Genomic DNA, 16,443 nt, shown 5'->3' on the forward strand with positions numbered 1-16,443 from the left:
CGTGGGTTCTATCGTCGGTATCGTCGTCATCATCGTGGGGATTTTGGCGTCGGTCGCGCTGCACGAGGTGGGGCACATGCTACCCGCCAAGAAGTTCGGCGTCCTGGTGCCGGATTACGCGGTGGGCTTCGGTCCAGCCCTGTGGAAGAAGAAGATCGGGGATACGACGTATGCGCTGCGCGCTATCCTGCTCGGCGGCTACGTGAAGATCGTCGGCATGTACGCGCCGGCGCGCCCGGGCACGCGCCTGGTGGGGCGGGGTGGTAAGCCGACGCTCGCTCAGGAGGCTCGCGAGGCCTCGGCGGAGGAGATCCCCCAGGGGCAGGAGCATCGCGCGTTCTACCTGCTCAGCGCGCCCAAGAAGGTCGTGGTGATGCTGGGCGGGCCCCTCATGAACCTGCTGATCGCGATCGTGCTCAGCGCCGTGACGATGATCGGGATCGGGGCTCCCACCGCCTCGCGCACCATCGCGGCGGTGCCGGCGACGATCTCCACGTCCTCGGGTGAGGTTGCTTCTCCCGCCTACGAGGCGGGGGTGCGTCCCGGGGACACGGTGGAGGCGTGGAACGGGCAGCCGGTCGCGACCTTCGCGGAGCTTCAGCAGGCCGTGGGCGCGACCCCCGAGGGCGAGTCCGCGACTCTGACCGTCGAGCGTGACGGTGGACGCGTGGATCTGACGGTGATGCCTGTCACGGGTGCTCAGGGCGCGCGTTACGTGGGAGTGACGGCCGCCTACGAGTACGTGTCGGCCTCGCCCGCGGACGTCGCTCGGGCTGACTGGCAGATGTTCACGGGCACCGCCTCGGTGGTTGTGCGTCTGCCGCAGGCCGTGTGGCAGGTGGGGCGTTCAATCGTCACCGACGAGGAACGTGATGCGAGCGGCGTCGTGTCGGTCGTGGGCGTGGGCCGCATGGCCGGCGAGGTCACGGGGGATTCGGCGGCCCTGGGCCTGCGCGACACCCGTCAGGTGGTCGCTGTGCTGCTGAGTCTGCTGGCGTCGCTGAACATGGCGCTCTTCGTCTTCAACTTGATCCCGCTTCCGCCTCTGGATGGCGGTCATATCCTCGGTGCCGTGTTTGAGGGCGTGCGCCGCCAGGTGGCTCGCCTGCGGGGCGCGCAGGACCCGGGTCCCGCGGATACGGCTCGCCTGGTTCCGCTGACCTGGGCCGTGGGCGGCCTGCTCGTCGCGATGAGCGTCATCCTGATCGTCGCCGACATCGTCAAGCCCGTGTCCCTCGGCTGAGGCGGTGGCAGCGCCCTCGTCGGCGGCGAACGGAAAGCGAGCCTTCCCACGTGGCTGGCGTCCGCGTGGGAAGGAATGGTCCGGGTGCGCGATAATGGGCGGGTGAGTGAAATCAATCTTGGTATGCCCGACGTCGCGGCGTCGCCGTTCCCGCGTCGGCAGACGCATCGCCTGATGGTGGGAGACGTTCCCGTGGGCGGTGGGGCGCCGGTGTCCGTCCAGTCCATGACGACCACGAAGACGCACGATATTGGCGCGACGCTGCAGCAGATCGCGGAGCTGACCGCCGCGGGCTGTGACATCGTGCGCGTCGCGTGCCCGACGGATAAGGATGCTGATGCGCTGCCGATCATCGCGAAGCAGTCCCGTATTCCCGTCATCGCGGACATTCACTTCAAGCCGAAGTACGTGTTCCAGGCGATCGAGGCCGGTTGCGGCGCCGTGCGCGTGAACCCGGGCAACATCCGTAAGTTCGACGACCAGGTGAAGGACATCTGCAAGGCGGCCTCCGATCACGGCGTCTCCCTGCGTATCGGCGTGAACGCGGGTTCGCTGGATCCGCGCCTGCTGAAGAAGTACGGCCGAGCGACGCCCGAGGCCCTGGTCGAGTCGGCGATCTGGGAGGCCTCTCTTTTCGAGGAGAACGACTTCCACGACTTCAAGATTTCGGTCAAGCACCACGACGTGCTCACCATGGTTCAGGCCTACCGGATGCTCTCGGAGGCGGGGGATTGGCCGCTGCACCTGGGTGTCACCGAGGCTGGGCCTGCCTTCCAGGGCACGATTAAGTCCGTGTCCGCCTTCTCGATCCTGCTGGCCGAGGGCATCGGTGACACGATTCGCGTCTCCCTGTCGGCGCCTCCCGTGGAGGAGGTCAAGGTGGGCACGAAGATGCTGGAGTTTTTGGGCCTGCGTGACAAGACCCTCGAGATCGTGTCCTGCCCCTCCTGTGGCCGAGCTCAGGTGGATGTGTGGACGCTGGCCGAGAACGTCACCGAAGGGCTCAAGGACTTGACCGTCCCGCTGCGCGTGGCCGTCATGGGGTGCGTCGTCAACGGCCCGGGTGAGGCTCGCGAGGCGGACCTGGGTGTCGCCTCGGGCAATGGCAAGGGCCAGATCTTCATCCGCGGTGAGGTGGTGGAGACGGTGCCCGAGGACCAGATCGTCGAGACGCTGATCCGTCGTGCTAACGCGTTGGCCGAGGAACTCGGCCTCGAACCGGGGTCCGGAACCGTTGAGGTTGCCCCGATCACCGCCCCGGATGTGAAACTTCCGGGCATCGATCGCTGAGCGTTGGAGGATTCATCATGCGTCTTCGTACCCTTGCCTGCCTGTCCCTGATCGGCGGCGCGTGCGCGCTGGCGGCCAGCGGTTTTCCGCGGCGCATTGGCCTGACCGCGTCTCAGGCCGACGTGTCGCTGCCCGGCGACCTGCTCCTGCCTGGCGCGAACGTGGTCGTGGACCGCGGCGTCGCCATCGACGCCCCCGCCTCCGTCGTGTGGGACGTGCTCGGGCGCGCCTTTGAGCCCGAGGACGAGTCGACGATCGTGGACGTTGAGGAGGAGGATCACGTGCTCATGCGGGTGGCCGCGCCCGGCGCTCCCGCGGGGGCCCCGGCCTCGGGCACGTGCGTGATCGCCCTGCTGCCCCTGTCCCCGTCGCGCACCCTGCTGCACATTCGCGAGCGTCACGAGGCCTCGGGCCGTGAGCTGGCCCTCGTGTGGGCGGGCGTCACTGCGGAGTCCCTGTCGTCCCTGTCCATGCTGCGCGACATCCGCGAGGCATGCGTCGGCGGGCTTGCCGATGCCTGATTAGTCTCCTTCCAGCCCGTTCGGTTGGACAGCCATCCCCGTTGGTGTTGTAGTATCGCTTCGTACGCAACGCCGACGGGGATGTTGCACTATCCGAAGGGGGATACGGTGTTCGTCACTTCCACCGCTCTGCTCGCGCTCGTGGGCTTGTTCGTTGCGCTCCTGTGGGCGTGGACGTGGTCCGGCGTCGGCGCGAGCGCCCGTCGCGTCGCGATGCGCATGGATCTGCGCGGTGGATCGGCCAGCGCGGAGATGACGCGCCTGGTGTGGCCGCTCATGCCCCTGCTCTCCGTCGTCTGGTTCGTCACCGCTGACCTGGTGGGTCGTGAGGCCGCCGGTCTCGACACGCTCGGTCCCTGCGCTCTGCTCCTGGGCCTCCTCGCGGCCATGATCCTGGTCGCTGTCCAGTCCCTGTACCTGGGTGGCATGCCCGAGTGGGCCTACCCGGGGTGGATGGCTCGCCGCTACTACGCCGCGCACCCGCAGGCGCGCGAGCGCGAGCTGGGGGTCGGCGCTCTCATCTGAGGGACGTCGAGCCCTCGATGAGGGGCCACACGGCTGTGCCGGTGGCCCACCTGGCGGCGCGTGCCGTACTCTTGGACCATGCTTCGAAATCTCTCGACTTTCTTCCTGCGCACCCTGCGCGAGGACCCGGCCGACGCCGAGGTCAATTCCCATAAGCTCCTGGTCCGCGCCGGTTACATCCGCCGCTGTGCCCCCGGCATCTACACGTGGCTTCCTCTCGGCCTGCGCACGCTGCGCAAGATCGAGAACATCGTGCGCGAGGAGATGGACGCGATGGGCGCCCAGGAGGTGCACTTCCCGGGCCTGATTCCCGCTGAGCCCTACAAGGCGACGAACCGCTGGGAGGAGTACGGCCCGACGCTGTTTAAGCTTAACGATCGCAAGGGCGGCGACTACCTGCTGGCCCCCACTCACGAGGAGATGTTCACTCTCCTGGTGAAGGACATGTACTCCTCGTACAAGGACCTTCCCCTCACGCTGTACCAGATTCAGACGAAGTACCGCGACGAGGCGCGTCCGCGCGCCGGCCTGATCCGTGGCCGCGAATTCGTCATGAAGGACGCCTACTCTTTCGACATTGACGACCAGGGCCTGGACGCCTCGTACCAGGCTGAGCGCGACACCTACGAGCGCATCTTCCAGCGCCTGGGCCTGCGCTACGTCATCGTCTCTGCGATGAGTGGCGCGATGGGCGGCTCTCGTTCGGAGGAGTTCCTGCACCCCTCGCCGATCGGCGAGGATACGTTCGTGGCGTCCCCGGGCGGCTACGCTGCCAACGCTGAGGCCGTGACGACCCCCGTCCCCGAGGCCGTCGATGCGTCCGGCGTGCCCGCGCCCGTGGAGGTCCCCACGCCCGACGCCCCCACGATCGAGGCGCTCGTCGATCTGCTCAACGTTTCGTACCCGCGCAATGATCGTCCCTGGACCGCCGCCGACACGCTGAAGAACGTCGTCGTGACGCTCACCCACCCGGACGGGCAGCGCGAGCTCCTCGTCGTGGGCGTGCCCGGCGACCGCGACGTCGACATGAAGCGCCTTGAAGCCGCAGTGGCCCCCGCCGAGGTCGAGATGGCGTCGGATTCGGACTTCGAGCCGCACCCCGAGCTGGTGCGCGGCTACATCGGCCCCACGGTCCTGGGCCCCAACTCGCCGAAGCGCGCCGTGGATGAGGAGGGCAACGCCTCCGGTTCCGTGCGCTACCTGGTCGATCCCCGCGTTGTCGACGGCACAGCCTGGGTGACGGGCGCGAACGCCGAGCAGCGTCACGTCCTGAACCTGGTCATGGGCCGCGACTTCACCGCCGACGGGACGATCGAGGCCGCCGAGGTGCGCGAGGGCGACCTGGCTCCCGACGGCTCGGGCCCCCTTCATCTGGAGCGTGGCATCGAGATCGGCCACATCTTCCAGCTGGGCCGCAAGTACGCCAAGGCGCTGGGCCTGACCGTCCTCGACGAGAACGGCAAGACCCAGGTCGTGACCATGGGCTCCTACGGTATCGGCGTCACCCGCGTCATGGCGGCCCTGGCCGAGGCCAACTGCGACGACAAGGGACTGAGCTGGCCCGCGCAGATCGCCCCCTTCGACGTGCACGTCCTGGCCACGGGCAAGGGCGATGAGGTCTTCGAGACCGCGCAGTCTCTGGGCGTCCAGCTCGACGCGGCCGGCCTGGACGTCCTGGTGGACGACCGCCGGAAGGTCAGCGCGGGAGTGAAGTTCAAGGATTTCGAGCTCGTGGGCGTGCCCTTCGGTCTGGTCGTGGGCCGGTCGCTGGCCGACGGCCAGGTCGAGATCCGCGTGCGCGCCACCGGTGAGACGATTGTGGTGCCCGTCGAGGAGGCCGTTGAGCGCCTGCGCGAGGCCCACGCGGCGGCCCTGAAGGGGGAGTGACATGACTATTCGTCCCATCCGCATCATCGGTGACCCGGTCCTGCGCACCGTGTGCGACCCGATCACGGACATCACCCCGAACGTGAAGGCCCTCGTCGAGGACCTGCTCGAGGGCGTCGACATGGACGGGCGCGCGGGTCTGGCCGCCAACCAGATCGGCGTGAGCCTGCGTGCCTTCTCCTGGAACATCGACGGGGAGATCGGCTACGTGCTCAACCCCCGCATCGTCGCCCTGAGCGAGGACGAGTACCAGGACGGTGACGAGGGCTGCCTGTCGGTTCCGGACCTGTGGTACCCGACCGAGCGTGCCTGGTACGCGCGCTGCGAGGGCACGGACCTGGACGGCAAGAAGGTTGTCGTCGAGGGTGAGGAGCTCATGGCCCGCTGCATCCAGCACGAGTGCGACCACCTGGACGGCCACATCTACATCGACCGTCTGGATCGCCCGACTCGCAAGAAGGCGCTGCGCGACATCCGCAACGCTGGCTTCTGAAAGGGACGGCGCCACAGCGTGAGAACGCGCCGGGGAATGGAGTGCATTCCTCGGCGCGTTCCACTATCCTGTAATCACATCGTGCGTGCCGATCAGGCACGGTTCATTGCGACTCGCGGCAACTTAGGACGTAGGGGAAGACGATCCTGACAAAGCCAACAGGAGGAACAATGAGAGGGTCATACACCCGCGGTGTACTTTTCGTGCACTCAACACCGCCCGCTCTGTGCCCGCACATCGAGTGGGCGTTGGGCACCGCGCTCGGCCAGGAGGTCCGCCTCCAGTGGTCGGATCAGGAAGCGGCGCCGGGCATGGTTCGCTGCGAGTTTTCGTGGGTGGGACCGATCGGCTCGGGCGCCCGTTTGGCGTCCGCGCTGCGCGGTTGGGAGCACCTGCGTTACGAGGTGACTGAGGAAGCCACGGCCTCGAGCGACGGGGGACGCTGGTGCCACACCCCGTCCCTGGGTATCTTTCACTCTCAGATGGATTCCGTGGGTAACGTCGTGGTCCCCGAGGATCGTATCCGCGCCGCCATGGAGTCCGCCTCCTCGTACCAGGAGCTGCTCGAGGGGCTTGACTTGGCCCTCGGTCAGGCCTGGGATGACGAGCTCGAATCGTTCCGTCACGCCGGCGCCGGCGCGCCCGTGCGCTGGTTGAACAACCGGGTGGGCTGATGGGGTCTATCGCTGACCTGTTGGGTGACCAGCTGCGTGCGGGCTTAGCGCAGCTGGTCGATCCCGACGCCGACGGGGAAGCACCCGACACGGCCCAGGCCTCGTCGGTCGGCTCGTCGTCGGCGAGCCCCACGGCCGCGGAGCTCGCGCGCGAGGCCGCGATGGAGGCAGTCCTCGATGAGGCGGACCTGGAGCCTGCGCACGCGCGAACGGAGCTGACGCTGCGCGGGGACCTGGACATGGATGACGTATCGCTGTACGCCGTCGTCGCGCGCATCGAACGCGAGGCGAAGGTGGGTTTCAGTGACGCGCAGATCGAGGGGTGGCAGACCCTCGGGGATCTGCTCGACGCGGCCGCCACCGCCGCTTCACAGTCCTGACGCAAGGGGAACGTTAGGGGAGTGTCAACGACGTTCCCAATGTTCGTAAAGTGCCTGAAAATAGGGTGCTTCGGGCCTACGATGGAGGCGGATCGCCGGGGGTTGTCCGGCGCTGACTCGAACGGAAGGAACGACGTTGACCCGCACCGAAGAGGATCTGCTTGGCACGCGTGAAGTACCCGATGACGCGTACTGGGGCATTCACACGCTGCGCGCCATTGAGAACTATCAGATCTCTGGCCGCACCATCAACGAGGCACCCGAGCTGATCCGCGCCTTCGCGCAGGTGAAGAAGGCTTGCGCGATGGCGAACATGCAGCTCAAGGCCATGAAGCCCGTGAAGGCTGAGGCCATCATTTCCGCCTGCGACGAGATCATTGAAAACGGGCGCTGCATGGACCAGTTCCCCGTCGATCAGTTCCAGGGAGGTGCCGGAACCTCCGTGAATATGAACGCGAACGAGGTCATCGCGAACCTGGCGCTGGAAATCCTGGGGGAGGAGAAGGGAAACTACGACGTCATCAACCCCAACGATCACGTCAACCGTTCCCAGTCGACGAACGACGCCTACCCGACGGCCTTCCGCATCGCCCTGTGGCGCAAGGTGAATCGCCTGCGCAAGGCCATCGACGAGCTGGCCGACTCCTTCGACGAGAAGGGCGCGGAGTTCCGACACATCCTGACGATGGGGCGCACGCAGCTCCAGGACGCCGTCCCCATGTCGCTGGGCAGCGAGTTCTCGGCATTCGCGCACACGCTGCGCGAGGAGGACGAGCGCCTGGTGAACAACGCAGAGCTTCTCCTGGAGACGAACCTGGGCGCGACCGCGATCGGAACGGGCCTGAACACCCCGGACGGCTATCAGCAGGTCGTCGTGCGTCACCTGCGGCGCATCACGGGAGCGCGCGTCGTCGGCTCCCCGAACCTGCTGGAGGCGACCTCCGACACGGGTGCCTACGTGTCCATGCACGCCACGATCAAGCGCAGCGCCGTGAAGCTGTCGAAGGTCTGCAACGATCTGCGCCTGCTGGCGTCGGGACCGCGCGCCGGCCTCAACGAAATTAACCTGCCGAAGATGGCGGCCGGCTCGTCGATCATGCCGGCGAAGGTCAACCCGGTGATCCCCGAGGTCGTCAACCAGGTGTGCTTCAAGGTCATCGGCAACGACCAGACCGTCACCATGGCCGCCGAGGCCGGTCAGCTCCAGCTCAACGTCATGGAGCCCGTCATCGCGCAGGCGCTCATCGAGTCCATCAACCTGCTCGTGAACGCCTGCGACACGTTGCGTGAGCGCTGCGTCTCGGGTATTACCGCGAACGAGGAGGTGTGCCGCGGCTACGTGGAGAACTCCATCGGTATCGTCACCTACTTCAACGACGTCATCGGCCACCACCTGGGCGACGTCGTCGGCAAGAGGGCTGCCGCCGAAGGCAAGACCGTCCGCGAAGTCATCCACGAGATGGAGCTCCTCTCCGAGGCCGAGGTGGAGCGTATCCTGTCTCCCGAAAACCTCGCGCACCCGAAGTACGCGGGCACCGAGGAGGAGTGAGCTCGCTCCTTGCCGCCTGAGCGAATGGCGCAGGCCGGGGTTCCCGCGTGGGGCCCCGGCCTGGTCGCTTGCCGGCGCCGCTAGGGGAGCAGGGACTCCTTGAAGGAGCGAACGAAGGTGCCGAAGCGCTCCACGCGGTCCGAGAAGTAGCGGTAGATGCGCCTGCGCGCGTCACCCACGTACTCGACGGTGTGCAGATCCACGTAGCGGAAACGGCCGTGCTCGTCGATGAGCGCAGAGTCGACCAGGCGCCCTGTGATCTCGCAGCGGAAGTGCGTGTAAGTGCCGTCGTCCGTGGCCTCGAGGACCCGGCACAGGAGGCTCATCTGTGAATCGTCGAGGACAGGGATGCCGTCGTGGTCGCTCGAATCCAGCTGCGCGTGCCTGAGTTTATCGCCGCCCGAGACGGTGCCCGCGTACTCGAACAGGCCCATGGCCTCGGCCCCGAAGAGATTGAGCGAGCACACTCCCGAGCGCTTGATCGATCGGGCGGCATGCGTGGTGGAATCGCAGCCGATCATCACCATCTGTCCCAGCGAGTACGAGGAGGACCCCGTCGTGATTCCGACGCCGACGGCGTCGTCCGGGTAGGCCAGTATGTAGACGGGAAAGCCGTAGTAGAACTTTTCTGTTTCGTAGGGAACGTGCATGCTCCCATTGTGCACCGGTCGCGGCGCGTGGGCAGCCGCTGTTCCACCGGCGTGAAGGATGAGGCCGGGGACCCGCGTGGGGCCCCCGGCCTCGTCAGTTGTCGTTAGGCACCGCGGTGGAGGAGCGGGCGCCTAACGGCGCTCACTCCTCGCCGGCGTGATCCGAGCCTGCGATGGAGTAGTTGAACAGGTCGTACTTCGCGATCGCCTGGCCGACGACCGACGGGTCGATCTGACCCTTGTCGGCCAGGGCGGCCAGCGTGCGCACGACCATCGACTCGGCGTCGATGTGGTACCAGCGGCGTGCTGCGCGGCGCGTGTCGGAGAAGCCGAAGCCGTCCGCGCCGAGCACGTGGTAGTCGCCGGGCACCCACTGGCGGATCTGGTCGGGCAGCATACGGTCGAAGTCCGAGGAGGCGACGAAGGGGCCCTCGCGACCGGCGAGCTTGGCGGACACATAGGGCGTGCGGCGCGGCTCGTCGGGGTGCAGGAAGTTGTGCTCCTCGGCGTCCAGGCCGTCGCGGCGCAGCTCGTTCCACGAGGTCACGGACCACACGGCGGCGTCCACGCCCCAGTCTCGGGCCAGCAGCTCGCGTGCCTCGCGCGCCCACGGCACGCCTACGCCAGAGGCGAGCAGCTGAGCCTTGGGGCCGCCGAAGTTCTGGTGCTCATCGAGGTTGTAGATGCCCTTGATGATGCCTTCGACGTCCACGTTCTCCGGCTCGGCCGGCTGGTGGATGGGCTCGTTGTAGACGGTGATGTAGTACATGACGTTCGGGTCGCGACCGGCCGCGTCGCCGTACATGCGCTCCAGGCCGTCCGCCATGATGTGGCGGATCTCGTAGGCGTAGGCCGGGTCGTAGGACACGAACGCGTGGTTGGTCGCGGCCAAAACCTGAGAGTGACCGTCCATGTGCTGCAGGCCCTCGCCCGCGAGCGTCGTGCGGCCGGCGGTCGCGCCGATGACGAAGCCCTTGGTCAGCTGGTCGCCCGCCGCCCAGAACTGGTCGCCCGTGCGCTGGAAGCCGAACATCGAGTAGAAGATGTAGATCGGTACCATCGGCAGGTCGTGCGTCGCGTACGCCGTGCCGACGACCTGGAAGGCGGCAGCGGAGCCGGCCTCGGTGATACCCGTGTGCAGGATGCGGCCCTGCTCGGACTCACGGTAGGACAGCATCATGTCCGCGTCGACGGGCGTGTAGGACTGGCCGGTCGTGTTGAAGATCTTCGCCGAGGGGAAGATCGCGTCCAGACCGAAGGTACGGGCCTCGTCGGGGATGATCGGCACGAAGTACTTGCCGACCTGCTTGTCCTTCATGAGGTCCTTGATGAGGCGCACGAGGGCCATGGTCGTGGCGACCTCGAGCTTGCCCGAACCCTTGGACAGCGCCTCGAAGGGGCGCGTGGGCAGGGTGGGGAGCTTGGGCGCACGGTCGGCGCGGCGCTCGGGCACCCAACCGCCGAGGATCTCGCGGCGCTCCTTCATGTACTGCAGGGCCGGGTGATCGGCCGGCGGCATGTAGTACGGAGGCATGTAGGGATCGCGTTCCAGCTCCTCGTCCGTGATCGGGATCTGCAGGCGGTCGCGCAGCTGCTTGGCGTCCTCGAGCGTCAGCTTCTTCATCTGGTGCGTCGAGTTACGGCCGGCGAAGTGCGTGCCCAGGGCGTAGCCCTTGATGGTGTGGGCGAGGATGACGGTCGGCTGGCCGGTGTGGTCCATGGCGGCCTTGTAGGCGGCGTAGACCTTGCGGTAGTCGTGGCCGCCGCGCTTGAGCTCCCAGAGCTGCTCGTCGGTCCAGTTCTTGACCATTTCCTTGGTGCGCGGGTCGCGGCCGAAGAAGTGCTCGCGCACGTAGGCGCCGTCGTTCGCGCCGAACGTCTGGTAGTCGCCGTCCAGGGTCTCGTTCATGACGTGGACGAGGGCGTCGTCCTTGTCGGCGGCGAGCAGCTGGTCCCAGCCGCGGCCCCAGATGACCTTGATGACGTTCCAGCCGGCGCCCTTGAAGAAGGCCTCGAGCTCCTGGATGATCTTGCCGTTGCCGCGCACCGGGCCGTCGAGACGCTGCAGGTTGCAGTTGATGACGAAAGTCAGGTTGTCGAGGCGCTGCTGGGCGGCGAGCTGGAGCATGCCGCGGGATTCGGGCTCGTCCATTTCGCCGTCGCCGATGAAGGCCCACGTGTGCTGCTGGGAGGTGTCCTTGATGCCGTTCATGTGCAGGTAGCGGTCGAACCACGCCTGGTAGATGGCTTCGGCGGGCCCCAGGCCCAGCGACACGGTGGGGAACTCCCAGAAGTGGTCGAGCTGGCGCGGGTGCGGGTAGGAGGGCAGGCCGTGAGCGGTGGAGACCTGCTGGCGGAAGCCGTCCATCTCCTCTTCGGAGAGGCGTCCTTCGAGGAAGGCGCGGGCGTAGGGGCCGGGGGAGGCGTGTCCCTGGAAGAAGACGTGGTCGCCGCCGCCGGGGTGGTCCTTGCCGCGGAAGAAGTGGTTGAGGCCGACCTCGTAGAGGGTGGCGACGGAGGCGTAGGAGGAGATGTGTCCTCCGACCTTGACGCCGGGGCGCTGGGCGCGGGTGACTTGGACGGCGGCGTTCCAGCGGATCCAGCGGCGGTATTCGCGCTCCATGGCTTCGTCGCCGGGGAAGTACGGCTCCTGGTCAACGGGGATGGTGTTGACGTAGGGGGTTGTGTATTCCTGGGGGAGCTGGACGCCGTTGCGGCGCGCTTCGTCCAGCATGTGCAGCAGGATGTAGCGCGCGCGGGGGCCGCCTTTTTCGTTGATGAGTCCGGTCAGGGACTCGACCCATTCGGCGGTTTCCTGCGGGTCGTTGTCGGGGACCTGGGGGATCAGCCCGTTGACGACGACGGGGCGTGACTCGTGGAGTTGGCTCACGGTGTACCTTCTCGCTTGACTCGGAGCTGCGACGTGCAGCGTTCGTGGGCGGTGTCTTCGGTCGACATCGCACATATCGGGACTATTGTCCCACTAATGGTGTGGCTTTGCGAGTGTTTGGGTGCGCGCGAGCCTATGAGGTGCGTATCACCGCGCCTCGTGATGCCGCGGAAAAGTAAAGCTGCTGGTCACGGGGGCGTTGCTTGGAAGGGGTGTTTCGATTGGTGTTATCCCTTGCATTCGACCTGCTTTCATGCCCTAGGATGAAGGCGTGAACGTTGATATGACACTGAGCGCCAGCTCGTTGATGGGTGGTGCTGCGTGATGGCAGTGAGCCTGGGTTTTGCGTCCGATGCGATCGTGCAGGAGTTCTACGTCGATGATGACGTGGATCAGGGTGTGCGCGATGCGGTTGAAAGGGAGACGGGGCATCCGCTCGTTGACGTCGATTACGCGGACGTCGTGGACGGCGCGATCGTCTGGTGGCGCGCGGATGACGCCGAGGAGGAGGACCTCGCGGACGTCCTCGTGGACGCGATGTCGAACTTGGATGACGGCGGCCTGATCTGGGTGCTGATCCCTAAGCCGGGTCGCCCGAATTCTGTGAGGGTTGGCGACGTGGAGGAGGCCGCGGAGATCACGGGCCTGCACGCGACGACGTCGACGGCGCTGGGGGCGAACTGGGCGGGCGTGCGCCTGACTGCGCGTCCGCGTTCGCGCCGCTAGTTTCATCGACGAGGCCTGGGCGGGGCGGCGCTGTCTTGTGCTGTGTCGCTCGGCCTCGGATGTGACCGTGCGTGCCTGTTCTGGTAGATTGGCGCGTGCGTGGGGCCTTTAGCTCAGTTGGCTAGAGCGTCTGGTTTACACCCAGAAGGTCATCGGTTCGAGCCCGGTAGGGCCCACAAACGCTCGGGGGCCGGAAGCGACAGCTTCCGGCCCCAACGCGTATTTGCTCGCGCTATTCGGCGGGTGTCTCCTTCTCCTGTCCGGACTCTTCCTTGGCTGTCTCAAGATGTTCGCGGACTGTTACTGTCAGAGCGTGCTCACTCCCCAAAGTGATCACACACGTCTCAAGTAACTCCTTCAAATGATTTATGCATTCCCCAGTTCGGTTGCTTTCCAAGTATGCGTTTGCAAGAGCGAAACGCGATGATAATGTATTAATGTGTTTCGATCCGTAAATACGTCGATAGTCTCTATATAGATTGTCGAAATATTGTATTGCCAGCTCGAAGTAACCTATATCTAGAACTAGGTTTGCGAGATGCTGGTAATTCTCGAGAGTGTCAAGGTGGTCCGGTCCTAGACTGTCAGTGCAGTCGTTGTAAAGCTTACGAAGGTGACGCAAAGCTTCTTTGAAGTTACCGGCTTCGTGATAGGCGGATGCAAGATTGCGACGAGCTCGTTGGGTGCGCATACTAGTTATGCCGCTAGAATGTTGAAGCTCGTCAACAATGACTTGAAAGTGATGAATGGCAGTGTCGTAGTGCTTCGCCCTGAGGTGTGCTTCCGCAAGATTATATCGCGCATGCTGAGTGTCGTCATTATTTGAATGGCGTTTCCTTAAGATGTCCTCAAATTCGGATATGGCACTGTCAATATCGGACATATCGAGGTACGCATTAGCCAAATCGTTTTGGAGCTCGAGAGTAAAATAATGTGTTGGCCCGTTGGTTTGTGCACTAGCGTCAAGTGCCTCTGTTAACAAAGTGATAATCTCGTTATTACGCCCTGCTACTTTGTATGTATGTGCGAGGTTGTTGATTACTTCATGAGTTAAAAAATGATTCAAGCCGAGTGCTATCTGGCAGTCACGTAACAATGTGCTGAAGTGCCGGATTGCGTCATCAATGTATCCAGCTGAGTGATATGTGAAAGCAAGTCTGCAGCGCGCGTTCAGAGTGTCGACATCATCTGGGCCCAACGCTTGAGTGAGGTTATCGGCAAGTATTCGATAGTGATTCAGAGCATTGTCGATTAAGTCGGAACGTGAATGCGCATCTGCGAGGTGCTGTTGCGTGGTGAGCGTCTCGATATGTGTGGAGCCGAGCGACTTCAAGTCATTATTCAGGGCATCTTCATAAAGCTCTATGATTCTCTCGTGGTGACCAGCCTGGAAATATGCGTCTGCCAAGTTGCTACGCGTATTTCTTGTTTCAATATGATTGGCACCTAGGGTCTGAATGCAATGATCAAGAGTCTCTGAATATAGGCGAATTGCTTCAATGATGTATCCATTGTCGTAATATGCTTCAGCGAGATTGTTGCGCGCGCATAATACGGTTAGATTGTCAATTCCTAACAGGTTTTGTATAATTCCAAGAGCGTGTGTGAGTGTTATTGTATGGTGTGCAGTATGTCGATCATATGCAAAGGCTAGTAGCTCGAACAGAGCGCTCTGTAGCTCATCGTGCCTAAAGAGGGAATGGGAGTGAGGCTGCTGGCTCATAGCCGAGAGTTGCGAAGTAATCGCTATTGCCCTATCTCTGTGTGTGGTGATGGTATCGGCGCCTGAAGAGTCTTTATAATGCTGGATAAGGAAGTTGACGCAAGTTAATTCAGCTATGGCGCGTTCGTTAGGTGTTAAGTGTGTGCGTAGTGCTAGTGCTTGGAGTCGATGAATGAAAGCAACTTCGCCATCGGCTGATTCGGATATTATCGAAAAGTCAAAAAGGAGTGAGTAGGCTTTTCTAGAGTGAAAGTTACTAAACTTTAACCATTTACTTGGTATGCCAGATTCTGCAAGGAAGCATAGGATTGTGAGTATTTTCTTGGCTTCAATTTGTATCGTAACATCGCTCAAGCGATCTAAGGTTGTTGTGACGGCAAAGTGTAGTGCCGTTATGGTTCCTGTGCTGTATTCAGTTCCTTCAATGGCTTCAAGGAGTCGGTCGACGTTGTGTAACTGTATATCGTTGAAGTAGTCTTCAAGGTTTTGATAGTAGTGGGCGCACGTTGTTCCTGCCTGTGCTATCGCTAATGGCAAGTCACCCAAGTAATTTGCAATGTTATTTGCCGCTTCTCGATTCGCGTCTTTCGTAATGTCCTGAAGTAGTTTGATTGAATCGTTGCGTGTAAAGTCTTCGATTATATATTCATTCCAGTTGTCCTGGTGCCGCCAGCCGTTCCTATTTCTAGTCGTTGCGAGTATGTGTATGCCTGGTCCGCTTGGAAGTAGGCTGGATAAGTCGTCGATGTTTTGAATATTGTCGAAGACAAAGATGCAGTTGGTGTAAGATCTTGTCCGCAGTACTGACAATACCTGATTGACTCTAACAGTTCTGTCTTCGAAGAGTCCTGTCATCACGTTGAGTACCGATTCTCCAAATGCTATCATATCGTTCGTAATTGTGTTGTAAGATGAGGCGTTAATCCATGCGACTAGTGACCACCCATCGGATTCACATCTGTCTGCTATCGCGGCGGCAAGGCGCGTCTTTCCACTTCCTGCATGTCCGATTAATACGTTGAAGCTTGGGAAGTTTATCGTACTCGGATTCAAAATACGATCCTGTAGTGTTTGGCCATCAATTTCAGGGTATCGTTCGATCCAGTGTCTCAGCGGTCGTGGGCGGCTGCCCCAAACATTATTGTTAAGTTTCTTTGGACAACTTTTAGTGCTCGTGTCTATGTGAGCTGTGCGCAATGATTCAATATCGTTGTGGAGTTGTTCATGTTGTTTACTGTGAGCTTCTGCTGTCGATGCAATGATGCTTTTGATATTTCTTACTTCTATGATAATTTCGTACAGCTGTTCGAGCGCGGCCTTAAGTGCAGCCATGTTGTAGCGTGGAGAATTTGGGGCCAAAACTAGGTATTCGTCGGCAATGCAGCGTAGGAGGTTGTCGAGGTAGTGCTCCTCTTCTGGTTTGAAGTTCACTCGTACCTGTTTCGATTTTTCCAGAACGTAGGCGTGGAATGTTTCGGGCTTTGTGATTGCCTCACATAATGCATCCTCGTCATCGAGGAGCTTTCTTATGGTTTCATTGGCCGCGGTCTCAAGGCTGCCAATGAATAGATCAATACTCTTCAAATCAAGGCCGGATACAACAAGGCCATCTTCGATAATTTCGAACTCGTTCTTGATCGTGCTTCTGAGCGCTCCGCTCATCTGCGCTTCTGCACTCCCGAACGTTTCGTCTTTGAGACTGCATGCGAGCTGGTAGAGCTCTTGCCCACCTTCTATTGCGTCAGCGACGAAGCCGAAGCCGGCTACTTTCACAAGAGACTTGACAATGCTTGTGGAGATGTTGACTGCTGCCCTCAATGTGCTCATGCGCACAGTCTACATACGTGCAGGAGCAGATGTTGCCTGATAGAAGATGGCATGACAATGGGGCC

13 protein-coding genes and 1 tRNA gene are annotated in these 16,443 nt (G+C 62.5%); 11 read left to right on the forward strand and 3 right to left on the reverse strand.

The window, feature by feature from the left end; translation table 11 throughout:
• Nucleotide 1 precedes the first annotated feature (1 nt).
• The 9 genes from QU663_RS04930 (at nucleotide 2) to aspA (ending at nucleotide 8,562) form a co-directional block, all read left to right on the forward strand.
• Nucleotides 2-1,243, forward strand: a complete 1,242-nt coding sequence (locus tag QU663_RS04930; protein ID WP_034481192.1) for an RIP metalloprotease — start codon at nucleotides 2-4, stop codon at nucleotides 1,241-1,243.
• A 123-nt stretch (nucleotides 1,244-1,366) separates the two neighbouring features.
• A complete protein-coding gene (gene ispG / locus QU663_RS04935) occupies nucleotides 1,367-2,533 on the forward strand; it encodes a flavodoxin-dependent (E)-4-hydroxy-3-methylbut-2-enyl-diphosphate synthase (protein WP_034481164.1) in 1,167 nt (388 codons plus the stop codon).
• Between the two features lie 17 nt (nucleotides 2,534-2,550).
• Nucleotides 2,551-3,054, forward strand: a complete 504-nt coding sequence (locus tag QU663_RS04940; protein ID WP_009055192.1) for a hypothetical protein — start codon at nucleotides 2,551-2,553, stop codon at nucleotides 3,052-3,054.
• 108 nt (nucleotides 3,055-3,162) lie between these two features.
• Nucleotides 3,163-3,579, forward strand: a complete 417-nt coding sequence (locus QU663_RS04945) for a hypothetical protein (protein WP_009055170.1) — start codon at nucleotides 3,163-3,165, stop codon at nucleotides 3,577-3,579.
• Nucleotides 3,580-3,657: 78 nt separating this feature from the next.
• Nucleotides 3,658-5,466: a proline--tRNA ligase gene (locus tag QU663_RS04950; protein WP_021611770.1), complete on the forward strand. Its 1,809-nt coding sequence runs from the start codon at nucleotides 3,658-3,660 to the stop codon at nucleotides 5,464-5,466.
• Between the two features lies 1 nt (nucleotide 5,467).
• Nucleotides 5,468-5,959, forward strand: coding sequence for a peptide deformylase (gene def / locus QU663_RS04955; protein WP_021611769.1), 492 nt, complete (start codon nucleotides 5,468-5,470; stop codon nucleotides 5,957-5,959).
• Between the two features lie 170 nt (nucleotides 5,960-6,129).
• Nucleotides 6,130-6,633 carry a DUF3145 domain-containing protein gene (locus QU663_RS04960; protein WP_021611768.1) on the forward strand — a complete coding sequence of 168 codons (504 nt, stop codon included), beginning with the start codon at nucleotides 6,130-6,132 and terminating at the stop codon, nucleotides 6,631-6,633.
• Nucleotides 6,633-7,013 carry a phosphopantetheine-binding protein gene (locus tag QU663_RS04965; RefSeq protein WP_021611767.1) on the forward strand — a complete coding sequence of 127 codons (381 nt, stop codon included), beginning with the start codon at nucleotides 6,633-6,635 and terminating at the stop codon, nucleotides 7,011-7,013. The genes QU663_RS04960 and QU663_RS04965 overlap by 1 nt, the downstream gene beginning before the upstream one ends.
• Before the next feature lie 136 nt (nucleotides 7,014-7,149).
• Complete coding sequence (gene aspA / locus QU663_RS04970) at nucleotides 7,150-8,562, forward strand: aspartate ammonia-lyase (protein WP_021611766.1); 1,413 nt, start codon at nucleotides 7,150-7,152, stop codon at nucleotides 8,560-8,562.
• An 80-nt stretch (nucleotides 8,563-8,642) separates the two neighbouring features.
• Here aspA and QU663_RS04975 read toward each other — a convergent pair whose 3' ends face one another.
• A complete protein-coding gene (locus QU663_RS04975) occupies nucleotides 8,643-9,212 on the reverse strand; it encodes a flavin reductase family protein (RefSeq protein WP_021611765.1) in 570 nt (189 codons plus the stop codon).
• Between the two features lie 142 nt (nucleotides 9,213-9,354).
• The gene (gene aceE / locus QU663_RS04980) at nucleotides 9,355-12,102 is read right to left on the reverse strand and encodes a pyruvate dehydrogenase (acetyl-transferring), homodimeric type (protein WP_021611764.1); all 2,748 of its coding nucleotides are present in this window, start codon (nucleotides 12,100-12,102) and stop codon (nucleotides 9,355-9,357) included.
• Nucleotides 12,103-12,426: 324 nt separating this feature from the next.
• On the opposite strand from aceE, the gene QU663_RS04985 reads away from it, so the two are divergent.
• Both QU663_RS04985 and QU663_RS04990 read left to right on the forward strand, forming a co-directional pair.
• Nucleotides 12,427-12,828: a DUF3052 domain-containing protein gene (locus QU663_RS04985; RefSeq protein ID WP_021611762.1), complete on the forward strand. Its 402-nt coding sequence runs from the start codon at nucleotides 12,427-12,429 to the stop codon at nucleotides 12,826-12,828.
• 102 nt (nucleotides 12,829-12,930) lie between these two features.
• A tRNA-Val gene (locus QU663_RS04990) sits at nucleotides 12,931-13,004 on the forward strand.
• A 56-nt stretch (nucleotides 13,005-13,060) separates the two neighbouring features.
• Here the strand turns inward: QU663_RS04990 and QU663_RS04995 are convergent.
• Nucleotides 13,061-16,378, reverse strand: a complete 3,318-nt coding sequence (locus QU663_RS04995) for a tetratricopeptide repeat protein (RefSeq protein ID WP_084437415.1) — start codon at nucleotides 16,376-16,378, stop codon at nucleotides 13,061-13,063.
• Nucleotides 16,379-16,443: the final 65 nt, after the last annotated feature.

The sequence above is a fragment of the Schaalia sp. HMT-172 genome (genome assembly GCF_030644365.1).
Lineage (GTDB): Bacteria > Actinomycetota > Actinomycetes > Actinomycetales > Actinomycetaceae > Pauljensenia.

Bases quoted from the DNA above. Each gene is read 5' to 3' on its own strand.
- ispG (WP_034481164.1), top strand. From the start codon at position 1,367: ATGCCCGACGTCGCGGCGTCGCCGTTCCCGCGTCGGCAGACGCATCGC.
- QU663_RS04940 (WP_009055192.1), top strand. From the start codon at position 2,551: ATGCGTCTTCGTACCCTTGCCTGCCTGTCCCTGATCGGCGGCGCGTGC.
- QU663_RS04950 (WP_021611770.1), top strand. From the start codon at position 3,658: ATGCTTCGAAATCTCTCGACTTTCTTCCTGCGCACCCTGCGCGAGGAC.
- def (WP_021611769.1), top strand. From the start codon at position 5,468: ATGACTATTCGTCCCATCCGCATCATCGGTGACCCGGTCCTGCGCACC.
- QU663_RS04960 (WP_021611768.1), top strand. From the start codon at position 6,130: ATGAGAGGGTCATACACCCGCGGTGTACTTTTCGTGCACTCAACACCG.
- QU663_RS04965 (WP_021611767.1), top strand. From the start codon at position 6,633: ATGGGGTCTATCGCTGACCTGTTGGGTGACCAGCTGCGTGCGGGCTTA.
- QU663_RS04975 (WP_021611765.1), bottom strand. From the start codon at position 9,212: ATGCACGTTCCCTACGAAACAGAAAAGTTCTACTACGGCTTTCCCGTC.
- QU663_RS04985 (WP_021611762.1), top strand. From the start codon at position 12,427: ATGGCAGTGAGCCTGGGTTTTGCGTCCGATGCGATCGTGCAGGAGTTC.
- QU663_RS04995 (WP_084437415.1), bottom strand. From the start codon at position 16,378: ATGAGCACATTGAGGGCAGCAGTCAACATCTCCACAAGCATTGTCAAG.